Here is a 26,300-nt window from a genome sequence, read left to right as displayed (position 1 = left end):
TCGATGCAAACGAAGAAGAGTGAAATCTGGGTTGGGGCATTTATGCTGATCGCGCTGTGCGCCATCGTGTTTATCTGCCTGCAGGTGGCGAACCTTAAATCGATCGGCAGCGAGCCGACCTACCGCATTTACGCGACGTTCGACAACATCGGCGGCCTGAAACCGCGTTCGCCGGTGAAAATTGGCGGCGTGGTGATCGGCCGCGTGGCGGACATCGAACTCGATTCGAAAACCTACACGCCGCGCGTGGCGCTGGATATCCAGAAAAAGTACGACCAAATCCCGGATACCAGTTCGCTGGCGATCCGCACCTCCGGCCTGCTGGGCGAGCAATATCTGGCGCTTAACGTGGGCTTTGAAGATCCTGATATGGGCACCACCATCCTGAAAGATGGCGGCACCATTCAGGACACCAAATCAGCCATGGTTCTGGAAGACCTGATCGGCCAGTTCCTGTATAAAAGCGGCGGTCAGGACAGCGCCAAATCGGGAGACGCGGCCGCTGAGCCGGCTGCCGGCGCCGCACCGCAACCCGCTGTTCCAAATCATTAAGAGAGGATACCTGCATGTTTAAACGTTTACTGATGGTGGCTCTGCTGGTGGTTGCACCGCTGGCGAGCGCAGCCGACCAAACCAATCCCTACAGCATGATGCAAGAAGCGGCGCAGAAGACTTTCAGCCGTTTGAAGAACGAACAGCCGAAGATCAAGCAGGACCCGAACTACCTGCGTGCCATCGTGCATCAGGAACTGATGCCGTTCGTGCAGGTGAAATACGCCGGCGCGCTGGTGCTGGGGCGTTACTACAAAGAGGCAACGCCTGCGCAGCGCGAAGCTTACTTCACCGCCTTCCAGGCTTACCTGGAGCAGGCTTACGGCCAGGCGCTGGCGATGTATCACGGCCAGACTTACCAGATCGCGCCTGAACAGCCGCTGGGCAATGCCGACATCGTGGCTATTCGCGTCACCATCATCGACAACGGCGGCCGCCCGCCGGTGCGTCTGGATTTCCAATGGCGCAAGAACAGCAAAACCGGCTACTGGCAGGCGTATGACATGATCGCCGAAGGCGTCAGCATGATCACCACCAAGCAAAATGAGTGGGCGTCTACGCTGCGTACTCAGGGCATCGACGGCCTGACCAAGCAGCTGCAGGCCGCCGCCGCGCAGCCTATCACGCTGGACAAGAAAAACTGATGTCGGCAGCGCTCAGCTTCGAATCAGAGCGGCAGACGCTGATCCTGCGCGGTGAACTGGACCGGGAAACGCTGCAGCCGCTGTGGCGGCAGCGCGCCGCGCTGATGGCGGATAAAACCGCGATCGACGTGGCGCAACTGCAGCGCGTGGACTCCGCCGGGCTGGCGCTGTTGCTGCATCTGCAGGAAGAGCAGCGCCAACGCGGCGTAGCGCTGAAAATTTTCGGCGCTACCGAGCGCCTGAAAACGCTGATCGCGCTCTACAACCTGCAGGCGATAATGCCTGTCGATACCGCCGGTTAGCGGCGTTTTAGGCCGCTCTTGCGTGGTAAAACGATACAAAGCCCCTGTTATGCAGGGGCTTTTTCTTTAGTTTAAGAAAACATCGTATTCCACTAAGATACTAGGCTGTTTATGATCCTTTAGCGGCAGAACTGGATACTATGGAAACCAACGAGATTAAAGACGTGCTGATGCAGGCATTGGCACTGGATGAAGTACATGTGACGGGCGACGGTAGCCATTTTCAGGCGATCGTGGTCGGTGAACTGTTCGCCGGCATGAGCCGCGTCAAAAAACAGCAGACGGTTTACGCACCGCTGATGGAATACATTGCGGACAACCGCATTCATGCCTTGTCTATTAAGGCGTACACCCCTGAAGAGTGGCAGCGAGACCGCAAACTCAACGGATTTTAAGGCTGTTTGCCCTGCCGGGCGGGCAGCTTCAGATTAGATAACAGAGAGTAGTCAGATGGATAAATTTCGTGTGCAGGGTCGGACCCGCCTGAGCGGTGAAGTGTCTATTTCCGGGGCCAAAAACGCCGCCCTGCCGATCCTGTTCGCCGCCCTGTTGGCGGAAGAGCCGGTCGAGCTGCAGAATGTCCCTAAGCTGAAGGACATCGACACCACCATTAAACTACTCAACCAGTTGGGTACCAAGATTGAGCGCAACGGTTCGGTCTTCGTGGACGCCAGCGGCGTGAACGAGTTTTGCGCCCCTTACGATCTGGTGAAAACCATGCGCGCTTCCATTTGGGCGCTGGGGCCGCTGGTGGCGCGTTTCGGCCGCGGTCAGGTTTCCCTGCCGGGCGGCTGCGCGATTGGCGCGCGTCCGGTCGATCTGCACATCACCGGCCTGGAGCAGTTGGGCGCTGAGATCAAGCTGGAAGAAGGCTACGTCAAGGCGTCCGTCGAGGGCCGCCTGAAGGGCGCGCACATCGTCATGGACAAGGTGAGCGTGGGCGCGACCGTGACCATCATGAGCGCCGCGACCCTGGCGACCGGCACCACCGTTATCGAAAACGCCGCGCGTGAGCCGGAAATTGTCGATACCGCCAACTTCCTCAACACGCTGGGCGCGAAGATCAGCGGCGCAGGCAGCGACAAGATCACCATCGAGGGCGTCGAGCGTCTGGGCGGCGGCGTGTACCGCGTGCTGCCTGACCGCATCGAGACCGGCACCTTCCTGATCGCCGCCGCGGTTTCCGGCGGCAAAGTGATGTGCCGCAACACCCGTCCGGACACGCTGGATGCGGTGCTGGCCAAGCTGCGCGAAGCCGGTGCCGATATCGAAGTGGGCGAAGACTGGATCAGCCTGGACATGCACGGCAAGCGCCCGAAAGCGGTCACCGTGCGCACCGCGCCGCACCCGGGCTTCCCGACCGACATGCAGGCTCAGTTCAGCCTGCTGAACCTGGTGGCGGAAGGCACTGGCGTCATCACCGAGACCATCTTCGAAAACCGCTTCATGCACGTGCCGGAACTGATCCGCATGGGCGCACACGCGGAGATCGAGAGCAACACCGTGATCTGCCATGGCGTTGAACAGCTGTCCGGCGCTCAGGTGATGGCGACCGATCTGCGCGCTTCCGCCAGCCTGGTGATCGCCGGCTGCATCGCCGACGGCGTGACCGTTGTCGATCGCATCTATCACATCGATCGCGGCTATGAGCGTATTGAAGACAAGCTGCGCGCGCTGGGTGCGAACATCGAGCGCGTGAAAGGCGAGTAAGTCATTAGCGCCGGCGCGGCTGCGTCGGCAGGATGAATAGCAAAGGGCCGGCTATCAATGCCGGCCCTTTTTTAATTGCTGTCTTCCGGGAATTCACCCACCGTCATTTTCAACGTAATGCGTTTGCCGTCGCGCAGCACGATAACCGGTATCTCGGTGCCCGGCCTGATCTCCGCCACCTGGTCCATGGTTTCCAGCACGGATACCGCCGGTTTGTTATCCACGTTGATGATGATGTCGTTGATCTGGAAGCCGGCGTTGCTCGCCGGGCCGTTCGGCGTAATTTCGGTCACGATGATGCCCTGCAGGCGATCGATGCCGGAATTGGAGGGGCGCAGCGGAATGATCTCCTTGCCCTGAATGCCGAAATAGCCGCGGATAACGCGGCCGTCGCGGATCAGCTTGTCCATGATCTTGGTAGCCAGTTCGATCGGGATCGCAAAGCCCAGTCCTTCCGGCGTTTCGCCGTCGGTGATTTTGTCATAGGTCAGGGTGTTGATACCGATCAGCTCACCCAGCGAGTTGACCAGCGCTCCGCCGGAGTTGCCGCGGTTGATTGAGGCGTCGGTCTGCAGGAACGTCTGCCGGCCAGTGGTGCTCATACTGATGCGCCCGGTAGCGCTGAGGATGCCCTGAGTCACGGTTTGTCCCAGGTTATAGGGGTTGCCGATCGCCAGCACCACGTCGCCGACGTGGGCAACGCGATTTTTATTGGTCGGGATCACCGGCAGGTTGCCGGGATCGATCTTCAGCACCGCCAGGTCGGTCAGGCCGTCGGAACCGACCAGCAGCGCTTCATAGCGGCGGCCATCCTGCAACACCACGGTGATCTGCTGAGCGTCTTTGATCACGTGGCGGTTGGTGATGATATAGCCGCGTTCGTTCATGATCACGCCGGAACCGAGCGACAGCACGTTGGCGGCGCCGTTCAGGTTACGGTTGTAGATGTTCACCACGGCAGGGGCGGCGCGGCGCACCGCCTTGTTGTAGCTCACCGGCGTTTCGTCGCTGGTATTCTCGGTTTTCTCTGCAAACAGGCCGTTGGAAGAGCGCAGCATGGGCAGGGCGGCCAACAGCAGGCCGGCAACGATGAGACCGATAACGACAGAACGCAAGAGCTTAGCAAACATGGAGTTTTCGTGGTGTGGTGAACGATGTTCGGAGGATAGCATGAGTTAACCGGGCGCAGTATGTCACCGAGCCCGGTTTTTGCACAAATTAACGCAGCAGCAGATAAATGGTTTCGTTACCGCGCACGATATTGAGTGCCATCACCGGTGGCTTGGCTTCCAGCACCTTGCGCAGCGCGGTGATACTGTCCACGCGCTGGCGGTTGACGCCGATGATCACGTCGCCTTTTTGCAGGCCGATTTGCGCCGCCGTCGAGCCTTTATCCACGTTCTCCACCTTCACGCCCTTGTCGCCGCTCGGCAGCGCGCCGTTGCTGAGGGATACCCCCTGCAGCGCCGGCGACAGCGTTTCGGCGTTGGTCGAGGCGCTCTCGCTGTTGTCCAGCGTGACCGAGACTTCCTGCGGTTTACCGTCGCGCAGCAGGCCTACCTTGAGCGTTTTGCCCGGTGCGGTGGTGCCGACCTTGGCGCGCAGTTCGGCAAAGCTGTTCACCGGTTTGCCGTCGACGGAAACCAGAATATCCCCGGCTTTGATGCCGGCCTTGGCGGCGGCGGATTTCGGCAACACTTCGCTGACGAAGGCGCCGCGCTGCGCGTCGGTGTTGAAGGCTTTGGCCATGTCCGGGGTCATTTCACTGCCCTTGATGCCAAGCAGGCCGCGTTTCACTTCACCGAATTCGATCAGCTGCTGGCTCAGGTTCTGCGCCATATTGCTCGGAATGGCGAAGCCGATGCCGACGTTGCCGCCGCTCGGCGCCAGAATGGCGGTATTGATGCCGATCAGTTCGCCGTTCAGGTTAACCAGCGCGCCCCCGGAGTTGCCGCGGTTGATGGAGGCGTCGGTCTGAATGAAGTTTTCCAGCCCTTCCAGATTCAGGCCGGTGCGGCCCAGCGCTGAGATGATGCCGGAGGTGGCGGTTTGGCCCAGGCCGAACGGGTTGCCGACCGCCACGGCGAAGTCGCCGACGCGCAGCTGGTCGGAATCGGCCATCTTGATGGCGGTCAGGTTTTTGGTATCGCTGAGCTGCAGCAGGGCGATGTCGGACTGTTCATCGCGCCCGACCAGCTTGGCGTCCAGCTCACGGCCGTCGTTCAACTGCACGCGGATTTTATCGGCGTTGTTGATGACGTGGTTGTTGGTCAGCACGTAGCCCTTGGCGGCGTCGATGATCACGCCGGAACCCAGCCCTTCAAACGGGCGGGAGCTCTGCTGTTGGCCGGGGAAGTTGGGGCCGAAGAAGCGTCTGAACTCTTCCGGCAACTGTTGACGCTGCACCTGGGTGCCGGCGACATGCACGCTCACGACGGCGGGCAAGACTTTTTCCAGCATCGGCGCCAGGCTCGGCAGCGGCTGCCCCTGCACGGCGACGGGCAGGGCCGCGTTGGCCGCCGGTGCGGCGCTGAGCGCCAGACCGAGGCTCATTGCCAATGCACTAAGAATTAACGACTTTTTCTTCATTGATGATAACTCTCTCAATACCTGCCGATGAAAATTTGATGATAAGGCAATCGCCTTGTCATAGTGAAGGGTAAGACCGTGAATTTGCGTGCAAAGTTCAGTAAAGGTAATGCGAGGGAAGGTCAATATGGCACAAACGGGATTAAACCCGCGGGAGGCCCCGCGGGCGAAGAAGGAATATCAGTCGCGGCGTGCGCTTTGACCGCGCAGCAGGCCGGAGGCCCCTTCCGAATAGTCGCGCGGCATTTCCACCGGCGCCTGATCGTTGTCCGCTTCCGCTTCGGTCAGGCGATAGCGGAACGGGTTCTCCTGCATCGGCAGATCCGGCAGCAGGTTGTTGGAGCTTTTCGCCATGTGCTGATACAGCTGGCGATAATCGCGCGCCATGTTATCCAGCAGCTCGGCGCTGCGGGCGAAGTGGCCGACCAGCTCCTGACGGTACTCTTCCAGCTCGGTCTTGCTCTTGTCCAGCTCATTCTGCAAGACTTGTTGTTGACGCAATTTACGGTTGCCAAAACGCATCGCCACCGCACCAATCACGATACCGACGACCAAACCAATCAGCGCATACTCCCAGGTCATGATGACTCCTATTTTGACTTCGTTGTTCCGCAGGGATTTTTCACTTAATAATATCCACTATAACCGTTAACCTTGTCCGAGTGGAATCCTGATGCGCTTCCACCTAATTTTTACAGGGTTTTCAGCGGCGCCCGCAGCGGGCATTTGTGGCGATAACGGTGCGAATCGGCATCAACTTGCCGCCAACGTTGGCTAAATAATTTCTAAGCGTTCTTAGGGAACATCGAACAGATGCAGGCACTATCACCGTTATCTCGCTACCAGCAGGCGCTGGATGCGGGGGAATATCAGGCCGATGAGGTTCAACGCCGGGCCGTCACTCAACTGGATCGCATTTATCAGGCTCTGCGGCAAAAGCCGGCGGCGAACGCGCCTGCCGGCGGGCTGCGCGGCAAGCTCAGCCGCTTGCTGGGCAAGGGCGGCGACACGGCGCCGCAGCGCCCGGTGCAGGGGCTGTATATGTGGGGCGGCGTCGGGCGCGGCAAAACCTGGTTGATGGATATGTTCTTCCACAGTTTGCCGGGCGATCGCAAAATGCGTCTGCACTTCCACCGCTTCATGCTGCGGGTGCATGAAGAGCTGACCGAGTTGCAGGGGCGGGAAAACCCGCTGGAAATCGTCGCCGACGGCTTTAAGGCCGAGACCGACGTATTGTGCTTCGACGAATTCTTCGTCTCCGACATCACCGACGCCATGCTGCTGGCCACGCTGCTGCAGGCGCTATTCGCGCGCGGCATCACGCTGGTGGCCACCTCGAACATCCCGCCGGACGATCTGTACCGCAACGGTCTGCAGCGGGCGCGTTTCCTGCCGGCCATCGATCTGATCAACGAGTACTGCGACGTGATGAACGTCGACGCCGGCATCGACTATCGTCTGCGCACCCTGACCCAGGCGCACCTCTACCTGACACCGCTGAGCGACCAGACGCGTGAGGCGCTGGATCGGATGTTCGTCAAGCTGGCGGGCAAGGCGGGGGAGGACGCGCCGGTGCTGCAGATCAACCATCGGCCGCTGCAGGCGATCCGTTCGGTGGACGGCGTGCTGGCGGTGGATTTCCACACGCTGTGCGAAGAGGCGCGCAGCCAGCTGGACTACATTGCGCTGTCGCGGCTGTATCACAGCGTGATCCTGTATAATGTGCAGGTGATGGGGCCGCTGAAAGAGAATACCGCGCGCCGTTTCCTGGCGCTGGTGGATGAATTTTACGAGCGTCACATCAAGCTGGTGATCGGCGCCGAAGCGTCGATGTTCGAGATCTATCAGGGGGTGCAGCTGAAATTTGAATTCCAGCGCTGCCTGTCGCGCCTGCAGGAAATGCAGAGCGAAGAGTACCTCAAGCTGCCGCATCTGCCCTGAGCCCGCCGGGCCTATCGCCGGTTGTCCGCCGCCGGCGATAAATTTATTTTCCATTCAAAAACCGTTCGATCTTTGTGAGCGACTTCTCTATAATCTTGCGACCCCACGTTACAACAAAGTTTTTTTTCCCAAAAACTTTATAGTGCCGGCAATGGCTATTCGAAGGGGTAGGTTTGCTGGACTTGTATGGTCGTGTGAGCCTCAACTGTTTTCGAGCGTTTGGGTGTTCACCAACGTGTAACTAATTATTGGGTAAGCTTTCTAATGAAAACTTTTACAGCTAAACCAGAAACCGTAAAACGCGACTGGTACGTTGTTGATGCAGATGGTAAAACTTTAGGCCGTCTCGCTACTGAACTGGCTCGTCGCCTGCGCGGCAAGCATAAAGCGGAATACACCCCGCACGTGGATACCGGTGATTACATCATCGTTCTGAACGCTGACAAAGTTGCTGTAACCGGCAACAAGCGTACAGACAAAGTGTACTACCACCACACCGGCCACATCGGTGGTATCAAGCAAGCGACCTTTGAAGAGATGATTGCCCGCCGTCCTGAGCGCGTGATTGAAATCGCGGTTAAAGGCATGCTGCCAAAGGGCCCGCTGGGTCGTGCTATGTTCCGTAAACTGAAAGTTTACGCGGGCACCGAGCACAATCACGCGGCACAGCAACCGCAAGTTCTGGACATTTAATCGGGATTAATGGCAATGGCTGAAAATCAATACTACGGCACTGGTCGCCGCAAAAGCTCCGCCGCTCGCGTCTTCATCAAGCCGGGCAACGGTAACATCGTTATCAACCAGCGCAGCCTGGAACAGTACTTCGGTCGCGAAACTGCCCGCATGGTAGTTCGTCAGCCGCTGGAACTGGTCGACATGGTTGGCAAACTGGACCTGTACATCACCGTTAAAGGTGGTGGTATCTCCGGTCAAGCTGGCGCTATCCGTCACGGTATCACCCGTGCACTGATGGAATACGATGAGACTCTGCGTTCTGAACTGCGTAAAGCTGGCTTCGTCACCCGTGACGCTCGTCAGGTTGAACGTAAGAAAGTCGGTCTGCGTAAAGCACGTCGTCGTCCGCAGTTCTCCAAGCGTTAATTTTCGCTGCTTCGGCAGTGCGATTTACGCAAAAAACCCGGTGCTTCACCGGGTTTTTTTACGCCTGAAATCCGCCGTCCCCGACTAAAATCTGTGGCATATCAGACAATTCAACATGAATTCGCCGCACCGCCCCCACAAAACAAGCAGAATCTGGTAAACTATCATCCACTTTTGCGCCTGTTCGCCGTGCAGTTGACCTCCTGGGCCGGTTTTTTATGGGCTCGGGTCGCGCTGCGTGCTGCCGGCCTGCGGCAAGATTATTCAGGATAGCAGCCTGTCAGTTGGCTATTCGCAGTATTTTCTAGATAACTTGGAGGTTTTCATGGCTGTCGCTGCCAACAAACGTTCGGTAATGACGCTGTTCTCTGGCCCGACCGACATTTTTAGCCATCAAGTACGTATCGTACTGGCGGAGAAAGGTGTCAGCGTTGAGATCGAGCAGGTCGAAATGGATAACCTGCCGCAAGATCTGATTGACCTCAACCCTTACCAGACGGTGCCTACGCTGGTCGATCGCGAACTGACCCTGTATGAATCCCGCATCATCATGGAATATCTGGATGAGCGTTTCCCGCACCCGCCGCTGATGCCGGTTTACCCGGTTGCCCGTGGTGAGAGCCGTCTGATGATGCTGCGCATCGAGAAGAACTGGTACTCGCTGATGGACAAGATCGAGAAGAGCAGCGGCCAGGAAGCGGAATCCGCCCGTCGCCAACTGCGCGAAGAGTTGCTGGCGATCGCGCCTATCTTCGGTCAGGCGCCGTATTTCATGAGCGAAGAGTTCAGCCTGGTGGATTGCTACCTGGCGCCGTTGTTGTGGCGTCTGCCGCAGTTGGGCATCGAATTGAGCGGTGCCGGTTCCAAAGAGCTGAAAGGCTACATGACCCGCGTCTTCGAACGCGACGCCTTCCTGGCTTCCCTGACCGAAGCCGAGCGTGAAATGCGCCTGCAGACCCGGGGCTAAGCGCGATGGACATGTCTCAGATGACGCCGCGTCGCCCGTATCTGCTGCGGGCGTTCTACGACTGGCTGCTGGATAACCAACTGACGCCTCACCTGGTGGTCGACGTGACTCGCCCGGACGTGCAGGTGCCGATGGAGTTCGCGCGTGACGGCCAGATCGTGCTGAATATCGCGCCGCGCGCGGTAGGCAACCTGGCGTTGGGTAACGAAGACGTGCAGTTCAACGCGCGCTTCGGCGGCGTGCCGCGTCAGGTTTCGGTGCCGATGGCCGCCGTGCTGGCGATCTATGCGCGTGAAAACGGCGCCGGCACGATGTTCGAACCGGAAGCCGCCTACGACGAGAGCGAAGGCGTGTTCGAAGGTCTGGACAATGAGACGATCCCTTCGGAAACCCTGATGTCAGTGATCGACGGCGATCGCCCGGATACCGCGGAAGACAACGGCCCGGATGACGAACCGCCGCAGCCGCCGCGCGGTGGCCGCCCGGCGCTGCGCGTGGTGAAATAACCCCGTGAGAACAAACGAAAAAGCACCCCATGGGGGTGCTTTTTTTTTTGCCCGGCAGACGCGGGTCAGCCTTTCAACGCGGCAATGCAGGCGTCGCGCGGCGCGCTGAGATCGCCTACGCGTACGGTAGACAGGGCGTGGGTTGCGCGCTCACGGAAACTGCTGATGGCGGTGTCGCCTTGCACTTCCGGCGGTGCGGTGCAAATGTCATTGAGCGGCAGATCGTTGCCTTTGTTGAGCGCCTGCAACACCGCCGCCGGATTGTAGATCAGGGCTGCGGAGAGGGCCGATTTGATGCCGGCGGTAAAGCCGGCATTGCCGCCGCCGGCCAACTTGGGCGCCAGGGCAATCCAGCTGTCGTCCCCCAGCCGGATGCTGTTTTCCACGGCGCCGAACTGTCCGGCTTTGCCCAACTGCGCCACGACCGGCCGTGCGCCGCGCGCTTCGATATTGTAACCAACCTCCTGCGAATCCAGCGCCATGGCTGAAGCGCTGAAACTGATGGCCAGCAGCGCGCCGGCCAACAGGGAAATGGAGCATTTCATGTTCGCTATCCTTATCTCGGTGTCAGGCGCAGCCGCGCCCCGCAATGGTGCTAACTCAATACTATAGCGCGTTGAGGCGGTGAGGAGCGGGGAGGTTGTTACAAAGCGTGGCAGGCTAAAAACAGAGGCCCGGCAATATGCCGGGCCTCTGATGGTACGGAAGGTTTACACTTCCAGGTAGTTCATGATGCCGTCTGCCGCTTTGCGGCCTTCGGCGATCGCCGTCACTACCAGGTCAGATCCGCGCACAGCGTCACCACCGGCGAAGATTTTCGGGTTGCTGGTCTGGAACGCGTTGTCGCTGCCTTCCGGCGCCAGGATGCGGCCCTGTTTATCCAGCTGCACGTCGTGCGCCGCCAGCCAGTCCATGCGGTGCGGGCGGAAGCCGAACGCCATCACCACCGCGTCCGCGTCGATCACGTGTTCGGAACCTGGCACCTGCTCTGCCGTCTGACGGCCGTTGGCATCCGGTGCGCCCAGCTGAGTGCGCACCATTTTCACCCCGGCCACGCGGCCGGCGCTGTTCAGTTCGATGCTCAGCGGCTGCAGGTTGAACTGGAAGTCCACCCCTTCTTCCCGGGCGTTCTTCACTTCGCGCTTGGAGCCCGGCATGTTGGCTTCGTCGCGGCGGTAGGCGCAGATGACCTGCGTTGCGCCCTGACGCACCGAGGTACGCACGCAGTCCATGGCGGTATCGCCGCCGCCCAGCACCACCACCCGTTTGCCTTCCATGCTGACGTAAGGCTCGTGCTGCTCGGTTTCATACCCCATCAGCTGCTTGGTGTTGGCGATCAGGAACGGTAGCGCGTCGTACACGCCCTGCGCCTCCTCATTCTCCAGGCCGCCGCGCATCGACTGATAGGTGCCGACGCCGAGGAACACCGCATCGTACTCGCTCAGCAAGGTCTCCATGCTGACGTCTTTACCCACTTCGGTGTTCAACTGGAACTCGATGCCCATCTCGCTGAAGATGCCGCGGCGTTTGACCATCACTTCCTTTTCCAGCTTGAAAGCCGGGATGCCGAAGGTCAGCAGGCCGCCGATCTCAGGATGACGATCGTATACGACCGCCTTAACACCGTTGCGGGTCAGCACGTCGGCGCAGGCCAGCCCGGCGGGGCCGGCACCGACGATCGCCACGCGCTTGCCGGTCGGCTGCACGTGCGACATGTCCGGCTTCCAGCCCATTTCGATGGCCTTATCGCTGATGTAGCGCTCGATATTGCCGATGGTGACCGCACCGAACTCGTCGTTCAGGGTGCAGGAGCCTTCGCACAGGCGATCCTGCGGGCATACGCGGCCGCACACTTCCGGCAGGCTGTTGGTCTGATGCGCCAGGTCCGCCGCTTCCATGATGCGGCCTTCATTGGCCAGTTTCAGCCAGTTCGGGATGTAGTTGTGCACCGGGCACTTCCACTCGCAGTACGGGTTGCCGCAGGACAGACAGCGGTCCGCCTGGGCCTTGGCCTGGGTTTCCGAAAACGGTTCGTAGATCTCGACGAACTCGATTTTGCGGATCTTCAGCGGTTTCTTTGGCGGATCAACACGCTGCAGGTCGATAAATTGATAAACGTTCTGGCTCATTAATGACCTACCTCTTACTGCGCCTGCACCCGCAGCTCGGCTGCGGAACGGCTACGGTGACCCAACAGCGCTTTGACATCGCTGGACTTCGGTTTGACCAGGGCGAACTTCGGCGCCCACTCCGGCCAGTTGGCCAGGATCTCTTCCGCGCGGGAAGAGCCGGTCGCCTGCACGTGTTCGGTGATCAGGCCGCGCAGGTGCTCCTCATGGATCGCCAGCTGATCGACATCCAGCACTTCCACCAGCTCCGGGTTCACGCGCTTGCGGAACTCGCCGTCTTCGTCCAGCACGTAGGCGAAGCCGCCGGTCATGCCGGCGCCGAAGTTGATGCCGGTTTTACCCAGCACGCAGACGATGCCGCCGGTCATGTATTCGCAGCCGTTGTCGCCGATGCCTTCCACCACGGTGATGGCGCCGGAGTTGCGCACCGCGAAACGTTCGCCCGCGCGGCCGGCGGCGAACAGCTTGCCACCGGTGGCGCCGTACAGGCAGGTGTTGCCGACGATGCTGGCTTCATGGCTGCGGAAGGCGGAACCGATCGGCGGGCGCACCGCGATGCTGCCGCCGGCCATGCCTTTGCCGACATAGTCGTTGGCGTCGCCGGTCAGGGTCAGCTCGACGCCGCCGGCGTTCCAGACGCCGAAGCTCTGCCCGGCGGTGCCGGAGAAGTGCGCCTTGATCGGATCGCCTGCCATCCCCTGATCGCCGTGTACGTTGGCGATCGCGCCGGACAGCATGGCGCCCACGGAGCGGTCGGTGTTGCGAATGTCGAAGTAGAAGGTTTTACCTTGCTTCGCTTCGATGTACGGCTGCGCCTGCGCCAGCAACTCTTTGTTCAGCAGACCCTTGTCGAACGCCGGGTTGCTGCTTTCGGTACAGTACACCGCTTTGCCCGGATGCGGCGTGGCGGTTGTCAGCAACGGCGACAGATCCAGCTTGTTCTGCTTGGCGGAAATGCCGTCCAGCTCGGTCAGGAACTCGGTGCGGCCGATCAGATCCACCAGCTGGCTCACGCCCAGCTGGGCCATGATCTCGCGGGTCTCACGCGCGATAAACTGGAAGTAATTCGTCACGCGTTCCGGCAGGCCGTGGTAGTGATCGCGGCGCAGCTTGTCGTCCTGAGTCGCAACGCCGGTCGCGCAGTTGTTGAGGTGGCAGATGCGCAGGTATTTGCAGCCCAGCGCCACCATCGGCCCGGTGCCGAAGCCGAAGCTTTCCGCGCCCAGGATCGCCGCTTTGACGATGTCCACGCCGGTTTTCAGGCCGCCGTCCACCTGCAGGCGGATCTTGTGGCGCAGGCCGTTGGCCACCAGCGCCTGCTGGGTTTCCACCAGGCCCAGTTCCCATGGGCAGCCGGCATATTTCACCGAGGACAGCGGGCTGGCGCCGGTGCCGCCGTCGTAACCGGCGATGGTGATCAGATCGGCATAGGCTTTCGCCACGCCGGTGGCGATGGTGCCAACGCCCGGCTCGGACACCAGTTTCACCGAGATCACCGCCTTCGGGTTGACCTGCTTCAGATCGAAGATCAGCTGCGCCAGATCTTCGATCGAGTAGATGTCGTGGTGCGGCGGCGGGGAGATCAACGTCACGCCCGGCACCGAGTAACGCAGTCTGGCGATGTACGGGGTGACTTTGTCGCCCGGCAGCTGGCCGCCTTCGCCCGGTTTGGCGCCTTGCGCCACCTTAATCTGGATCACGTCGGCGTTCACCAGGTAGGCCGGCGTGACGCCGAAGCGGCCGGAGGCCACCTGTTTGATGCGCGACACCTTGTTGGTGCGGTAGCGCGCCGGATCTTCGCCGCCTTCGCCGGAGTTGGAGAAGCCGCCGAGGCCGTTCATGGCGATCGCCAGCGACTCGTGCGCTTCCGGGCTCAACGCGCCGATCGACATCGCCGCGGTGTCGAAGCGTTTGAACAGCGACTCCGCCGGTTCAACCTCATCGACCGGGATCGGTTCGCCTTTCGGCGTGATGGCCAGCAGATCGCGCAGCATGGCGACCGGCCGCTCGTTCACCAGCTTGGCGTAGGCCTGGTAGTCGCTGTACTCGCCGCTGTGCACCGCTTTTTGCAGCGAGTTCACCACGTCCGGGTTGTAAGCATGGTATTCGCCGCCGTGCACGAACTTCAGCAGGCCGCCTTGCTCCAGCGGTTTGCGTTTCAGCCAGGCGCGCTTGGAGAGGTTCTGCAGATCCTGCTGGAAATCGCTGAAGCTGGCGCCGCCAATGCGGCTGACCACGCCCTGGAAGCACAGATCCGCCAGATCGCGGTGCAGGCCGACCGCTTCGAACAGCTTGGAACAGCGGTAAGAGGCGATGGTCGAGATGCCCATTTTGGACATGATCTTGTACAGGCCTTTGTTGATGCCGTTGCGGTAGTTCAGCATCACGTCGCGGTATTTCTTGTCGATCGCCTGGCTGTCCACCAGCTTGGCCAGGGTTTCATAGGCCAGATACGGGTAGATGGCGGTCGCGCCGAAGCCGAGCAGCACGGCGAAGTGGTGCGGATCGCGGGCGCTGGCGGTTTCAACGATCAGGTTGGCGTCGCAGCGCAGGCTTTTCTCCACCAGCCGGGTTTGCACGGCGCCAACGGCCATTGGGGCCGGTACCGGCAGGCGGCCGGGCGCGATGACGCGGTCGGACAGCACCAACAGCACTGCGCCTTCGCGCACCTTGCGTTCCGCTTCGTCGCACAGGGCGCGAATGGTCTGCTCCAGATCCTGCTGTTGCGGGTCGAAGGTCAGATCGAGCGTCTCGGCGCGATAGTATTCGCCTTCCAGCGTGGTGAGCTGTTTGAAATCGGAGTACAGCAGGATCGGTGATTTGAAGCTCAGGCGGTGCGCCTGGCCTTCGGCTTCGCAGAACACGTTCATTTCACGGCCGATGCTGGTGGCCAGCGACATGACGTGCGCTTCGCGCAGCGGATCGATCGGCGGGTTGGTGACCTGCGCGAACTGCTGGCGGAAGTAGTCGTAAACGATGCGCGGCCGGCTTGAAAGCACGGCGAACGGGGTATCGTCGCCCATCGAGCCGGTGGCTTCCTGGCCAATTTCGCCTAGCACGCGGATCACCTGATCCAGCTCTTCACTGCTGTAGCCGAACTGTTTCTGGTAGGTTTCGAGCTGCGCGTCGTCGAGCTCGCGGCTGCCGACCTGATCGTCCGGCAGATCTTCGAACGGCACCAGGCGTTTGACGTTTTTCTCCATCCACTCTTTATACGGATGGCGGCTTTTCAGATCGTTGTCGGTTTCCGCCGAGTGCAGGATGCGGCCGCTGCGGGTGTCGATCACCATCAGCTCGCCGGGGCCGACGCGGCCTTTTTCCACCACTTCATCCGGCTGGTAATCCCAGATGCCGACTTCGGAGGCGCAGGTGATCAGCTTGTCTTTGGTGATCACATAGCGCGCCGGCCGCAGGCCGTTGCGATCGAGGTTACAGGCGGCGTAGCGGCCGTCGGACATCACGATGCCGGCCGGGCCGTCCCACGGCTCCATGTGCATCGAGTTGAAGTCGAAGAAGGCGCGCAGATCGCCGTCCATGTCCGGGTTGTTCTGCCAGGCCGGCGGCACCAGCAAGCGCATGGCGCGGATGAGATCCATCCCGCCCGCCAGCAGCAGCTCCAGCATGTTGTCCAGCGAGCTGGAGTCGGAGCCGGTTTCGTTGACGAACGGCGCGGCGGCCTGCAGATCCGGGATCAGCGGCGTTTGGAATTTATAGGTACGGGCGCGCGCCCACTGGCGGTTGCCGGTGATGGTGTTGATTTCGCCGTTGTGCGCCAGGTAGCGGAACGGCTGAGCCAGCGGCCAGCGCGGCACGGTGTTGGTGGAAAAGCGCTGGTGGAACAGGCAAATGGCCGATTCCAGGCGCAGGTCCGCCAGATCGAGATAGAAGCGCGGCAGATCCGCAGGCATGCACAGGCCTTTATAGATCGTCACCAGGTTGGAGAAGCTGCAGACGTAGAAACTGTCATCCTGCACCCGTTTCTCGATGCGGCGGCGCGCCACGAACAGGCGGCGCTCCATATCGCGCGGGCGCCAGCCGGCCGGGGCGTTAACGAAGATTTGCTCGATGCGCGGCAGGGAGGAGAGGGCGATTTCACCCAGCACGTCCGGGTTGGTCGGCACTTCACGCCAGCCGACGATCGATAACGTTTCGTTTTGCAGCTCTTCTTCCACGATGCGGCGGCTGAGGCGCGCTTCCTCTTCATTCTGGCTGAGGAACATCATGCCGACGGCGTAGTTTTTGGCCAAACGCCAGCCGCGCTCTTCCGCCACCATGCGGAAGAAGCGATCGGGTTTTTGCAGCAACAGGCCGCAGCCGTCGCCGGTCTTGCCGTCGGCGAGGATCGCGCCGCGGTGCTGCATGCGGGCCAGCGCGTGAATGGCGGTGCGCACCACCTTGTGGCTAGGTTCGCCTTCTATGTGGGCGATCAGGCCGAAACCACAGTTGTCCCTCTCTTGGGATTTATCGTACAACATATCGTGAACCTCCCCAGGCTCTGCGTGACTCTCACAACCTACTGCGAGGGGGCTTCCCAATTTCAGGCAGAAGTCCAATCAGCAAGTTAACCCCGCCAATCTGCTTTTCCGCCCTCCATCAATGGCCTCTCGTGACGGTCTCACAAGTGGTATAGGACTTGTTTTAAGAGGGAGTCTTCAATTACTGCATAAATATGACGAGACGTTTGCCCGTCCAGAAAGCTTCCAGCGGACTTCCAACTTAGCGAGAAAGAATTCGCAGGTCAAATGTGGGCTTAAGATAGATTCTTATCGAATTGATGATGTTTATTTATTTGAAAAATAAGTGTTTTAATGCATTTTTGCACTATCATGGGGCAACGCCGATCCACTCAGAAGTGTGAGCTGTCTCACTATAGTGCAACCCCTTAATCTCTGCACCATGCTAGTGCGAGGGGTAATGCCAGAGTTTTATTCTATAAGATATTGCTTTGCTGATGTTTATGACTATTTTTCACCGTGTTGTCATATTGCCGTTAACGGTTGCGTGACGATTAGAATAATTCATCAGAATTATAGTGAATTGATTTGCATTTATGATGAATAGTTATGCCTGGTGGCGCCTTGCGGGGAAAGCGTTGATCTCTGTCATCGCGGGAAAAGCCGTTTCTTATTAGCATCGCGGCTTTGAACACAGAGAACCACCAAGATTATGCAGTTGCCGCAATTAGTCAATATGTTTGGCGCGGATCTCCAGCGCCGCTATGGCGAAAAGATCCATAAACTCACGCTGCACGGCGGATTCGGCTGCCCTAACCGCGACGGCACGTTGGGGCGCGGCGGCTGTACGTTCTGCAACGTCGCCTCGTTCGCCGATGAGGCGATGCAGCGCCAGAGCATCGCCGAACAGCTGGCGCAGCAGGCCGCGCGGGTCGATCGGGCGCGGCGCTATCTGGCCTATTTCCAGGCCTATACCAGCACCTATGCGGAGGTTGAACGGCTGGAGGCGATGTATCGGCAGGCGTTGGCGCAGAGCGCCATGGTCGGCCTGTGCGTCGGCACCCGGCCGGACTGCGTGCCGGCCGCCGCGCTGGATCTGCTGACGGGATACCGCGAGCAAGGCTATGAGGTGTGGCTGGAGCTGGGGCTGCAGACGGCGCACGATAAAACGCTGAAGCGCATCAACCGCGGCCATGATTTTCGCTGTTATCAGCAGACTGCGCGGCTGGCCCGGCAGCGCGGGCTGAAGGTGTGCTGCCATCTGATCGTCGGGCTGCCGGGAGAAACCCAGCGCGATCATCTGCTCACGCTGCAGCGGGTGACGCAGACCGGCGTCGACGGCATCAAGCTGCACCCGCTGCATGTCGTCACCGGCAGCACCCTGGCGCGGGCGTGGCAGGCCGGGCGGTTGCCCGAACTGGCGCTGGAGGATTACGCCGTCAGCGCCGGGGAGATGATCCGCCATACGCCGGGGGAGGTGGTGTACCACCGCCTTTCCGCCAGCGCCCGCCGGCCGACGCTGCTGGCGCCGCTGTGGTGCGAAAACCGCTGGAGCGGCATGCAGGCGGTCGGCGCTTATCTGCAACGGCACGGCGGGCAGGGCAGCGCGCTGGATGAAAAGCGGCGCTACCGCCCTGGCATGCCGCTCTGAAGTGCAATCTTTGCCACACTTCGGCGTTTGCCGCCTTATCTCACCGCTGTTTTACGGTATGATTCAAAAGATTGTGTCTTATGGGAGCCGCTATGAAGCAAATCCGGGTGTTGGCCCAGTACTACGTTGATTTAATGGTGAAACTGGGGTTGGTGCGCTTCTCGCTGCTGCTGGCCTCGGCGCTGGTGGTGCTGGCGATGGTGGTGCAGATGGCGGTGACCATGCTGCTGCGCGGCGAAGTGGAAAGCATCGACGTGGTGCGTTCGATCTTCTTCGGCCTGTTGATCACCCCGTGGGCGGTCTATTTTCTCTCGGTGGTGGTGGAACAGTTGGAAGAGTCGCGCCAACGGCTGGCGCGGCTGGTGGACAAGCTCGAAGAGATGCGCCACCGCGATCTGGAGCTCAATCAGCAGCTCAAAGACAATATCAGCCAGCTGAATCAGGAGATCGCCGACCGTATCAAGGCGGAAGAAGAGCGCCTGCAGGTGATGGAAAAGCTGACGGAAGAGATGGAACAGCGCGAGCAGGCGCAGATTGAGCTGGGCCAGCAATCGGCGCTGTTGCGTTCCTTCCTCGATGCCTCGCCGGATCTGGTCTACTACCGCAACGAAGACAAAGAATTTTCCGGCTGCAACCGCGCGATGGAGCTGTTGACCGGCAAGAGCGAGAAGCAATTGATCGGCCTGACGCCGTTCGACGTCTACGGCCAGGAGATCGCTGAAAAGGTCATTGAGACCGACGAGAAAGTGTTCCGCCACAACGTTTCGCTGACCTACGAACAGTGGCTGGTGTATCCCGATGGCCGCAAGGCCTGTTTCGAGCTGCGCAAGGTGCCGTTTTACGACCGGGTGGGCAAACGCCACGGGCTGATGGGTTTCGGCCGCGATATTACCGAGCGTAAGCGCTACCAGGACGCGCTGGAGAACGCCAGCAGGGAGAAGACCACCTTTATCTCCACTATCAGCCACGAGCTGCGTACGCCGCTTAACGGCATCGTCGGCCTGAGCCGCATTCTGCTCGATACCGAGCTGAACGACGAGCAGCTGAAATACCTGAAGACCATCCACGTCAGCGCCATCACCCTCGGCAATATCTTCAACGACATTATCGAAATGGACAAGCTCGAGCGGCGCAAGGTGCAGCTCGACAACCAGCCGGTGGACTTCACCGGTTTCCTGGCGGATTTGGAGAACCTCTCGGGCCTGCTGGCGCAGCCGAAAGGGCTGCAGTTCGTCATGGAGCCGCAGACGCCGCTGCCGCAGCAGATCCTGACCGACGGCACCCGCCTGCGGCAGATCCTGTGGAATCTGATCGGCAACGCGGTGAAATTTACCCAGCAGGGGCAAATTGTGGTGCGCGTACGGCGCGAGGCGCAGGAGAAGCTGGTGTTCGAAGTGGAAGATTCGGGCATGGGCATCCCGCAGGACGAGCAGGACAAAATCTTCGCCATGTATTACCAGGTGAAAGATCAGCGCGGCGGCCGCCCGGCCACCGGCACCGGCATCGGGCTGGCGGTCTCCAAGCGGCTGGCGCAGAGCATGGGCGGCGACATCACCGTGCGCAGTGAACAAGGGCACGGTTCTTGCTTTACCTTAACCATCAAGGCGCCGGCGGTGCAGGAAGCCGTCAGCGCGGCGCCGGAGGAAGAGGCGCTGCCGTTGCCGGCGCTGCACATCCTGCTGGTGGAGGATATCGAACTGAACGTGATCGTGGCGCGCTCGGTGCTGGAGAAGCTGGGCAACAGCGTCGACGTGGCGATGAACGGCCACGACGCGCTGGCGATGTTCGATCCGGACGAGTTCGATCTGGTGCTGCTGGACATCCAACTGCCGGACATGACCGGGCTGGACATCGCCCGGGCGCTGCGCGAGCGCTATGCCGGGCAGGCGCTGCCGCCGCTGGTGGCCCTGACCGCCAACGTGCTGAAAGACAAAAAAGAGTATCTCGAGGCGGGCATGGACGATGTGCTGAGCAAGCCGCTGTCGGTGCCGGCGCTGACCAAGGTCATCAAACACTATTGGGATCATCAACCTTCTCACACTTCAAAGAAAACGGAGCACAAGGCGATGCAGATTAATGAGTCGTTACTCGATACCGCGATGCTGGAACAGTACATGGATCTGGTTGGCCCGCAGCTGATCCACCAAAGTCTGGAGATGTTCGAACAGATGATGCCGGGCTATCTGGCGGTGCTGGACTCCAACATGACGGCGCGCGATCAGAAAGGCATCACTGAGGAAGGGCATAAGATCAAGGGCGCCGCCGGTTCGGTCGGTCTGCGCCATCTGCAGCAGCTGGCGCAGCAGATTCAAACGCCGACGCTGCCGGCCTGGTGGGATAACGTGCAGGATTGGGTGGATGAGCTGAAACAAGAGTGGCGCAACGACGTGCAGGTACTGCGGGCTTGGGTTGAGAACGCTGAAAAAAAATGACCCCGACCTAAGCCGGGGTGCGCGAATATTGCGCCAACACCAGGGAAATTGTGAACCTGCGTATTGGTTTCAGTGTTCTGGTCGAGCAGGTTGTTGCGAATTCCTAAACATCATACAGCCAACAACATAGCAAATGTAAGCGCTCTTGTTAGAAGATTCATTAAAATGTGTGATGTAGATTAGTGTTTGTCAACTCCGAGCACGAACCAGTTGACAGCAGCGACAGGAGTAAGAGTGATGAAAAAGGTGGGTGTAGTCCTCAGCGGCAGCGGCGTTTATGACGGTACGGAGATCCATGAAGCGGTGCTGACGCTGCTGGCGTTGGATCGTGCCGGCGCCCAGGCGGTGTGCTTGGCGCCTGATAAACCACAACGCCATGTTATTAATCACTTATCTGGTGAGGAGATGGCGGAGTCGCGCAATGTTCTGATTGAATCGGCGCGCATTGCCCGCGGTGCGGTGCAGCCGCTGGCGCTGGCGGAGGCCGCGCAGCTGGATGCGCTGATCGTGCCCGGCGGCTTTGGCGCCGCCAAGAACCTCAGCAATTTCGCCGAAGCCGGCGCGGAATGTTGGGTCGATGAAGATTTGGCGCGCCTGACGCGCGAGATGCATAAGGCCAACAAACCAATTGGCCTGATGTGCATCGCGCCGGCGCTGTTGCCGAAGCTGCTGGATCAACAAGCGCGGCTGACCATTGGCAACGATCCGGATCTGGGGGAAGTGATTGACGCCATGGGCGGCGAACCGGTGATTTGCCCGGTGGACGACATCGTGGTGGACAGCGAACATAAGATCGTGACCACGCCGGCCTATATGCTGGCGCCGTCTATCGCGCAGGCGGCCCTGGGCATCGATAAGCTGGTGGCGCGGGTGCTGGAACTGGCTGAATGAGAAAATCGCTCGTCGGATGGCGGCGGCTGCGCCCGTGGTATTGGCTGAAGCGCGGCGTCATCGCGATTATCGGCCTGTGGGCGTTGGGCATTGTGCTCTTCGCCTTCCTGCCGGTGCCGTTTTCCGCCGTGATGGTGGAACGGCAGGTCAGCGCCTGGCTGAGCGGCGACTTCGGCTATGTCGCCCATTCGGACTGGGTGTCGATGGACGACATCTCGCCGCAAATGGCGCTGGCGGTGATGGCGGCGGAAGATCAGAAGTTTCCAGACCATTGGGGCTTCGACGTGGCGGCCATTGAAAAGGCGCTCAGCCACAACGAGAAGCGCCCGACGCGCATCCGTGGCGCGTCCACGCTGTCGCAGCAAACCGCCAAGAACCTGTTTTTGTGGGATGGCCGCAGCTGGCTGCGCAAAGGATTGGAGGCCGGGCTGACGTCCGGCATCGAATTGGTGTGGACCAAGCGGCGCATTCTGACGGTGTACCTGAACATCGTCGAGTTCGGCGATGGGGTGTTCGGCGTGGAAGAGGCTTCACAGCGCTTTTTCCATAAGCCGGCCAAGCGCCTGAGCGCGGCCGAAGCGGCGCTGCTGGCGGCGGTATTGCCGAATCCGCATCGCTTCAGGGCCGATGCGCCGTCCGGCTATGTGGTGCAGCGTCAACAGTGGATCATGCGGCAGATGCGGCAACTGGGCGGGGAAGCGTTTTTACGCGAGAACAAGCTGGATTAAACGGGCGGGAACGGCACGGTGCCACTCCCGCCAGGCGGATTATTTTACGTAGGTAAAGGCGGTAGTGACGTGCTTCACGCCGCTGACCTGGCTGGCGATCTGCGCCGCCGACTGCCCTTCCTGCTGCGTGACCAGGCCCAGCAAGAACACTTCGCCGTTTTCGGTGGTGACCTTCACGTTGGACGATTTCACCGTATCGCTGGTGAGCAGCTGCGAACGCACCTTGGTGGTGATCCAGGTGTCGGAGGATGCGGTGCTCAGGCTGACCGGCGTGCCCTGACGGATTTCGTTATACACTTCGGTCGTGCCTTCCACGCCCATGGCGATCTGCTTGGCGCGCGCGGTGAGATCGGCGTTAGGCGACTGGCCGGTCAACAGCACCTTGCCCTGATAGGCGGTGGCGACCACCCGGGCATCTTTCTTCAACTGCTGGTCTTTGCTCAGGGCGCTTTCGACTCTGGCTTCCAGCGTGCCGTCATCCACCTGGGTCCCTACGCTGCGCGGATCGGTGGCGGTTTTGGTGGCGACGGCCGCACTGCCGACGACGACGCCGGCGATACAGCCTTGCAACAGCAGGGCGCTGGACAGCACTGCAAATGTGGCTTTTAGCTTCATCTCAGTTCCTTAATCGTCCTGGTGGGGGAATAACGTATTGTCTATCAGGTCGCACAGGCAGTTTACGGTCAGCATATGCATTTCCTGAATGCGCGAGCTGCGGTGCGACGGGATGCGGATTTCGACATCCTGCTGGCCGAGCAGCCCGGCCAGCTCGCCGCCGTCGTAGCCGGTAAGTGCGACGATGGTCATATCGCGCGTCACGGCCGCCTCGACCGCCTTCACAATATCACGGCTGTTGCCGCGGGTGGAAATCGCCAGCAGCACGTCGCCGGTGTGCCCGAGCGCACGCACCTGCTTGGCGTACACTTCGTCGTGCAGCCGATCGTTGCTGATTGCCGTCAGCACCACGTTGTCGGCGTTGAGAGCGATGGCCGGCAGGCTGGGGCGCTCGGTTTCAAAACGGTTGATCATGCTGGCGGCGAAGTGCTGCGCGTTGGCCGCCGAGGTGCCGTTGCCGCAGCACAGGATTTTGTTGCCGTTGAGTAAGGATTGAACCAGCGTCATCGCAGCACGGGAAATGGCGTCCGGCAGTGCTTCCGCCGCCGCGATCTGGGTTTGGATGCTTTCGGTGAAACAGACTTTAATTCTATCCAGCACGTTGTATTAATCCACTAAGTCAAAGGGCCGGTCTGCGCCGCAAAACCCCGATTAATCCGTATTGAAGGCGTTGGGTATCCATTCTAACTGGCTACCGGTAATGGCCAAAACATCAAAACGGCAAGATGATGTGTCAAAACTGGCTCCGCGCCCCGCCAGCCAGACGGCGGCGGCGTGCAGCAACCGCTGTTGTTTGCGAAAGGTGACGCTGGCGGCCGCGCCGCCGAAGGCGTCGTTGCGGCGATAGCGCACTTCGACGAACACCCAGGTGGTGCCGTCGCGCATGATGAGGTCGAGCTCACCGCCGCGCACCGCGACATTGGCGGCGCAGAAGGTGAGCCCGGCATGTTCCAGGTGACGGCGGGCCAGTAACTCATAGCCCGCCCCTGAGGCGCGTGGGTTCAAGAGACTGGAACGACCGTGCCCTGACGGTATTGCAGCCAAGGCAGCTTACGGTTGATCACGCAGTTCGGCGACGCGCTCAACGTACCGGTGGTGCCGGAAACCTGGAAGCCCGGCAGCTGGCGCATTTCAGCAAAGTGGTTGGCCAATGTCCAGGCATCCATCCCCATCGCATACAGGCGCACCAGCGAGTAGTCGTTGCGGAAACGCGCGCTGGCCTGCTGCAGCAGCTGAGGGTTTGAGCCGGCCAGCAGCGGAATATCGCTGAACTGCAGGCCTTCCATTTCCAGACGGAAGTCCGGGCCGGCGCCGGCCTGGTAGCTGCGCGAGCTGGCGTACATCGCCGGCTTGCCGCGCGAGCTGGTGGCCATGTCGATCATCGGTTTGATCAGCGTCAGCTGAGACTGCGTGGCGACGATGTACACCGCGTCGACGCTGCCGCCGGTGGCGGCGGGCACGTCGCTCGGCGGCGCAGGAATGGTCAGCCCGGCGATGGTGACGCTCTGCGGCGCCGGGGCGCTCGACATCGGCGTACCGGTCATGCGGATGCCGCCGCTGTTCACCATTTGGCGCAGCTCGCCGGCGGAGCCGATATCCTGGCGCAGCACGGTTTGCCCGCCTTGCTTCTGCCATTCCTGGTTAAAGGCCCTGGCGACGCGATCGCCGAAGGCGCCGCGCGGCACCAGCAGCAGCGGTTGACGCTTCTGCTGTTCCCAGATGTGGCGGGCGGCGTCGCGGGCTTCATCTTCCGGCGACAAGGCGAAGTAACAGATGTTCAGGTTGTCCTTCGGCGTTTCCGGCTGGTTAAGCGCCAGCACGTTCAGCGTGGTGGTGCTGGCGGACAACTGATCGACGTTCTCTTTCAGCAGTGGGCCGACCACCAGGGTGGCGCCATCCTGCTGCGCCTGGCTCAGTAAGGCGGCCAGCGGCTGGCTGGTGGTGTCGTACACTTTGACCTGCGCGTTGGCGGCCTGCAGCGGCGTTATCGGCGCGCTGGACGGCGCAGCGGGTTGCGCGGCGGTGACGGCAGGCTGGCTCTCTTGGGCCGAAGGGCTGACCGCGCCGTTGGCGTTGATGTCACCCGTAGCGGCCTGATCGGCAGGCGCCGTTTGAGCCGGCGTGCTGGCCGGTTGAGCGGCTTGAGGCTGCGGCGCCGGCATGGAACCGCCGTTTTTCGCCGCTTCGAAGCCTTGCTGGATGGCGTCGGCGAACACTTTCGCCTGGCCATTCAACGGCAGCAGCAGGGCGATTTTCGAGGTGGAGGCCTGGGTGAAGTTCAGCACCTGATTCAGGCGAGCCGGCAGCGTTTTGGCCGCCGGGTTCTTCGGATAACGGTTCTGCCAGTCTTTGATGCCGGCCTTCAGCAGATCGGGATCCTGCTTGTTGTCCTGATAAACGCGCAGCAGATCCAGCCAGCCTTGCAGCACGTTCTCGTCGGCGTTGATCACCAGGCTGTTCATCTCCTGCGGCGTCAGCTGCAGCAGCGCCTGCCAGGTTTGATCCAGGTTGTCCTGGTGCGCCTTGCCGGTCAGCAGCGGCTCCTGAGCGATATAGGCGCGGATCAGCGGCAGCGATGCTTTGCCCTGATTGGCGGCGATCTGCGCCTGGTAGTAGCGCACCTTCTGATTCGGCGACAGCGCGCCGCTGTCCAGGTGGCCCAGCGTGCTGCGGGCGCTGACGTAGCTCTTGTTGGCGATCTGCAGTTCGGCGGTCAGCAATTGGCGTTCGGTCTGCTGCGCGCCGCTGAGATTTTTCGGCAGTTGATTCAACTGGTCGCCGGCCTGCGGCAGTTTTCCTTCACGCAGCAAGGCGCGAATAGCAAGTAATTGCCAGTCAGCCTTGTTATCATCGCTGCTTTGCTGCAACTGCTGCAGGTAGTAATCGGAGCTGGCGCTCGCTTCGTCCTGTATATTGGCGGGCGGCGTTTGCGGGGCCCGACTTGGACAGCCTGCCAGGAAAAGGGCGGCGGCGATGACTGCGGTCAGTCGGACAGGCTTGGAACGCCCTGCTTTGGTACGAACGAATGTTGAGGAAAGCATACTGTATCCAGTGATGTTTTTTTCAAGATGCTCAATATTAAATCGGC

General features: G+C 60.6%; 24 protein-coding genes. 14 read left to right on the top strand and 10 right to left on the bottom strand.

The window, feature by feature from the left end; genetic code table 11:
• The first annotated feature begins 3 nt into the window (after window positions 1-3).
• The 5 genes from mlaD to murA all read left to right on the top strand — a co-directional run bounded on the left by mlaD (window position 4) and on the right by murA (window position 3,208).
• Window positions 4-552, top strand: a complete 549-nt coding sequence (gene mlaD, locus GT753_RS16945) for an outer membrane lipid asymmetry maintenance protein MlaD (RefSeq protein WP_004937061.1) — start codon at window positions 4-6, stop codon at window positions 550-552.
• Between the two features lie 14 nt (window positions 553-566).
• Window positions 567-1,196: a phospholipid-binding protein MlaC gene (gene mlaC, locus GT753_RS16940; protein ID WP_004937063.1), complete on the top strand. Its 630-nt coding sequence runs from the start codon at window positions 567-569 to the stop codon at window positions 1,194-1,196.
• The gene (mlaB, locus tag GT753_RS16935) at window positions 1,196-1,498 is read left to right on the top strand and encodes a lipid asymmetry maintenance protein MlaB (RefSeq protein ID WP_004937064.1); all 303 of its coding nucleotides are present in this window, start codon (window positions 1,196-1,198) and stop codon (window positions 1,496-1,498) included. Before mlaC ends, mlaB begins: the two co-directional genes overlap by 1 nt.
• Before the next feature lie 140 nt (window positions 1,499-1,638).
• Window positions 1,639-1,893, top strand: coding sequence for a BolA family iron metabolism protein IbaG (ibaG, locus tag GT753_RS16930; RefSeq protein ID WP_004937066.1), 255 nt, complete (start codon window positions 1,639-1,641; stop codon window positions 1,891-1,893).
• 55 nt (window positions 1,894-1,948) lie between these two features.
• Complete coding sequence (gene murA, locus GT753_RS16925; RefSeq protein WP_004937068.1) at window positions 1,949-3,208, top strand: UDP-N-acetylglucosamine 1-carboxyvinyltransferase; 1,260 nt, start codon at window positions 1,949-1,951, stop codon at window positions 3,206-3,208.
• A 71-nt stretch (window positions 3,209-3,279) separates the two neighbouring features.
• On the opposite strand, the gene degS is transcribed toward murA, so the two are convergent.
• From degS to zapG, 3 genes are all read right to left on the bottom strand, one after another.
• Window positions 3,280-4,338, bottom strand: a complete 1,059-nt coding sequence (degS, locus tag GT753_RS16920) for an outer membrane-stress sensor serine endopeptidase DegS (protein WP_004937070.1) — start codon at window positions 4,336-4,338, stop codon at window positions 3,280-3,282.
• A gap of 88 nt (window positions 4,339-4,426) precedes the next feature.
• A complete protein-coding gene (gene degQ / locus GT753_RS16915; protein WP_004937072.1) occupies window positions 4,427-5,797 on the bottom strand; it encodes a serine endoprotease DegQ in 1,371 nt (456 codons plus the stop codon).
• Between the two features lie 180 nt (window positions 5,798-5,977).
• Window positions 5,978-6,379, bottom strand: coding sequence for a Z-ring associated protein ZapG (gene zapG / locus GT753_RS16910; protein ID WP_004937074.1), 402 nt, complete (start codon window positions 6,377-6,379; stop codon window positions 5,978-5,980).
• A 231-nt stretch (window positions 6,380-6,610) separates the two neighbouring features.
• On the opposite strand from zapG, the gene zapE reads away from it, so the two are divergent.
• From zapE to sspB, 5 genes are all read left to right on the top strand, one after another.
• Window positions 6,611-7,738, top strand: coding sequence for a cell division protein ZapE (gene zapE / locus GT753_RS16905; protein ID WP_004937077.1), 1,128 nt, complete (start codon window positions 6,611-6,613; stop codon window positions 7,736-7,738).
• Between the two features lie 264 nt (window positions 7,739-8,002).
• Window positions 8,003-8,431, top strand: coding sequence for a 50S ribosomal protein L13 (rplM, locus tag GT753_RS16900; RefSeq protein WP_004937079.1), 429 nt, complete (start codon window positions 8,003-8,005; stop codon window positions 8,429-8,431).
• A 15-nt stretch (window positions 8,432-8,446) separates the two neighbouring features.
• Entirely contained in the window at window positions 8,447-8,839 is a 393-nt protein-coding gene (rpsI, locus tag GT753_RS16895; protein WP_004937080.1) for a 30S ribosomal protein S9, read from the top strand.
• A gap of 325 nt (window positions 8,840-9,164) precedes the next feature.
• Window positions 9,165-9,806 carry a stringent starvation protein SspA gene (gene sspA, locus GT753_RS16890; protein ID WP_004937082.1) on the top strand — a complete coding sequence of 214 codons (642 nt, stop codon included), beginning with the start codon at window positions 9,165-9,167 and terminating at the stop codon, window positions 9,804-9,806.
• 5 nt (window positions 9,807-9,811) lie between these two features.
• A complete protein-coding gene (gene sspB / locus GT753_RS16885; protein WP_004937084.1) occupies window positions 9,812-10,312 on the top strand; it encodes a ClpXP protease specificity-enhancing factor in 501 nt (166 codons plus the stop codon).
• Window positions 10,313-10,377: 65 nt separating this feature from the next.
• On the opposite strand, the gene GT753_RS16880 is transcribed toward sspB, so the two are convergent.
• The 3 genes from GT753_RS16880 to gltB all read right to left on the bottom strand — a co-directional run bounded on the left by GT753_RS16880 (window position 10,378) and on the right by gltB (window position 16,916).
• On the bottom strand, window positions 10,378-10,857 hold the full coding sequence (locus GT753_RS16880) for a hypothetical protein (RefSeq protein ID WP_160125785.1): 480 nt from the start codon (window positions 10,855-10,857) through the stop codon (window positions 10,378-10,380).
• A gap of 165 nt (window positions 10,858-11,022) precedes the next feature.
• The gene (locus tag GT753_RS16875; protein WP_015379170.1) at window positions 11,023-12,441 is read right to left on the bottom strand and encodes a glutamate synthase small subunit; all 1,419 of its coding nucleotides are present in this window, start codon (window positions 12,439-12,441) and stop codon (window positions 11,023-11,025) included.
• A 14-nt stretch (window positions 12,442-12,455) separates the two neighbouring features.
• A complete protein-coding gene (gltB, locus tag GT753_RS16870; protein WP_160125784.1) occupies window positions 12,456-16,916 on the bottom strand; it encodes a glutamate synthase large subunit in 4,461 nt (1,486 codons plus the stop codon).
• A 691-nt stretch (window positions 16,917-17,607) separates the two neighbouring features.
• Here gltB and GT753_RS16865 point away from each other — a divergent pair.
• From GT753_RS16865 to mtgA, 4 genes are all read left to right on the top strand, one after another.
• Window positions 17,608-18,546 carry a TIGR01212 family radical SAM protein gene (locus GT753_RS16865; protein ID WP_160125783.1) on the top strand — a complete coding sequence of 313 codons (939 nt, stop codon included), beginning with the start codon at window positions 17,608-17,610 and terminating at the stop codon, window positions 18,544-18,546.
• 92 nt (window positions 18,547-18,638) lie between these two features.
• A complete protein-coding gene (gene arcB / locus GT753_RS16860) occupies window positions 18,639-20,978 on the top strand; it encodes an aerobic respiration two-component sensor histidine kinase ArcB (RefSeq protein WP_076741014.1) in 2,340 nt (779 codons plus the stop codon).
• Between the two features lie 237 nt (window positions 20,979-21,215).
• A complete protein-coding gene (elbB, locus tag GT753_RS16855; RefSeq protein WP_015379166.1) occupies window positions 21,216-21,869 on the top strand; it encodes an isoprenoid biosynthesis glyoxalase ElbB in 654 nt (217 codons plus the stop codon).
• The gene (gene mtgA / locus GT753_RS16850) at window positions 21,866-22,597 is read left to right on the top strand and encodes a monofunctional biosynthetic peptidoglycan transglycosylase (protein WP_015379165.1); all 732 of its coding nucleotides are present in this window, start codon (window positions 21,866-21,868) and stop codon (window positions 22,595-22,597) included. The genes elbB and mtgA overlap by 4 nt, the downstream gene beginning before the upstream one ends.
• A gap of 39 nt (window positions 22,598-22,636) precedes the next feature.
• Here the strand turns inward: mtgA and dolP are convergent, their stop codons facing one another.
• Genes dolP through GT753_RS16830 form a run of 4 tightly spaced genes read right to left on the bottom strand, consistent with a single transcriptional unit; the run spans window position 22,637 to window position 26,253 of the window.
• Window positions 22,637-23,212 (bottom strand): division/outer membrane stress-associated lipid-binding lipoprotein, encoded by a 576-nt coding sequence (gene dolP, locus GT753_RS16845; protein ID WP_004937101.1) that lies wholly within the window; start codon window positions 23,210-23,212, stop codon window positions 22,637-22,639.
• Between the two features lie 9 nt (window positions 23,213-23,221).
• The gene (gene diaA, locus GT753_RS16840) at window positions 23,222-23,812 is read right to left on the bottom strand and encodes a DnaA initiator-associating protein DiaA (protein WP_004937103.1); all 591 of its coding nucleotides are present in this window, start codon (window positions 23,810-23,812) and stop codon (window positions 23,222-23,224) included.
• A gap of 51 nt (window positions 23,813-23,863) precedes the next feature.
• A complete protein-coding gene (locus GT753_RS16835) occupies window positions 23,864-24,217 on the bottom strand; it encodes a YraN family protein (protein WP_134942552.1) in 354 nt (117 codons plus the stop codon).
• A complete protein-coding gene (locus tag GT753_RS16830) occupies window positions 24,214-26,253 on the bottom strand; it encodes a penicillin-binding protein activator (RefSeq protein ID WP_015379163.1) in 2,040 nt (679 codons plus the stop codon). The genes GT753_RS16835 and GT753_RS16830 overlap by 4 nt, the downstream gene beginning before the upstream one ends.
• Between the last annotated feature and the right edge of the window lie 47 nt (window positions 26,254-26,300).

Origin of the sequence: Serratia sp. Z4, from assembly GCF_009900725.1 — a bacterium.
Taxonomy (GTDB): Bacteria; Pseudomonadota; Gammaproteobacteria; order Enterobacterales; family Enterobacteriaceae; genus Serratia; species Serratia nematodiphila.
This window is presented reverse-complemented; position numbering and strand designations above follow the sequence as displayed.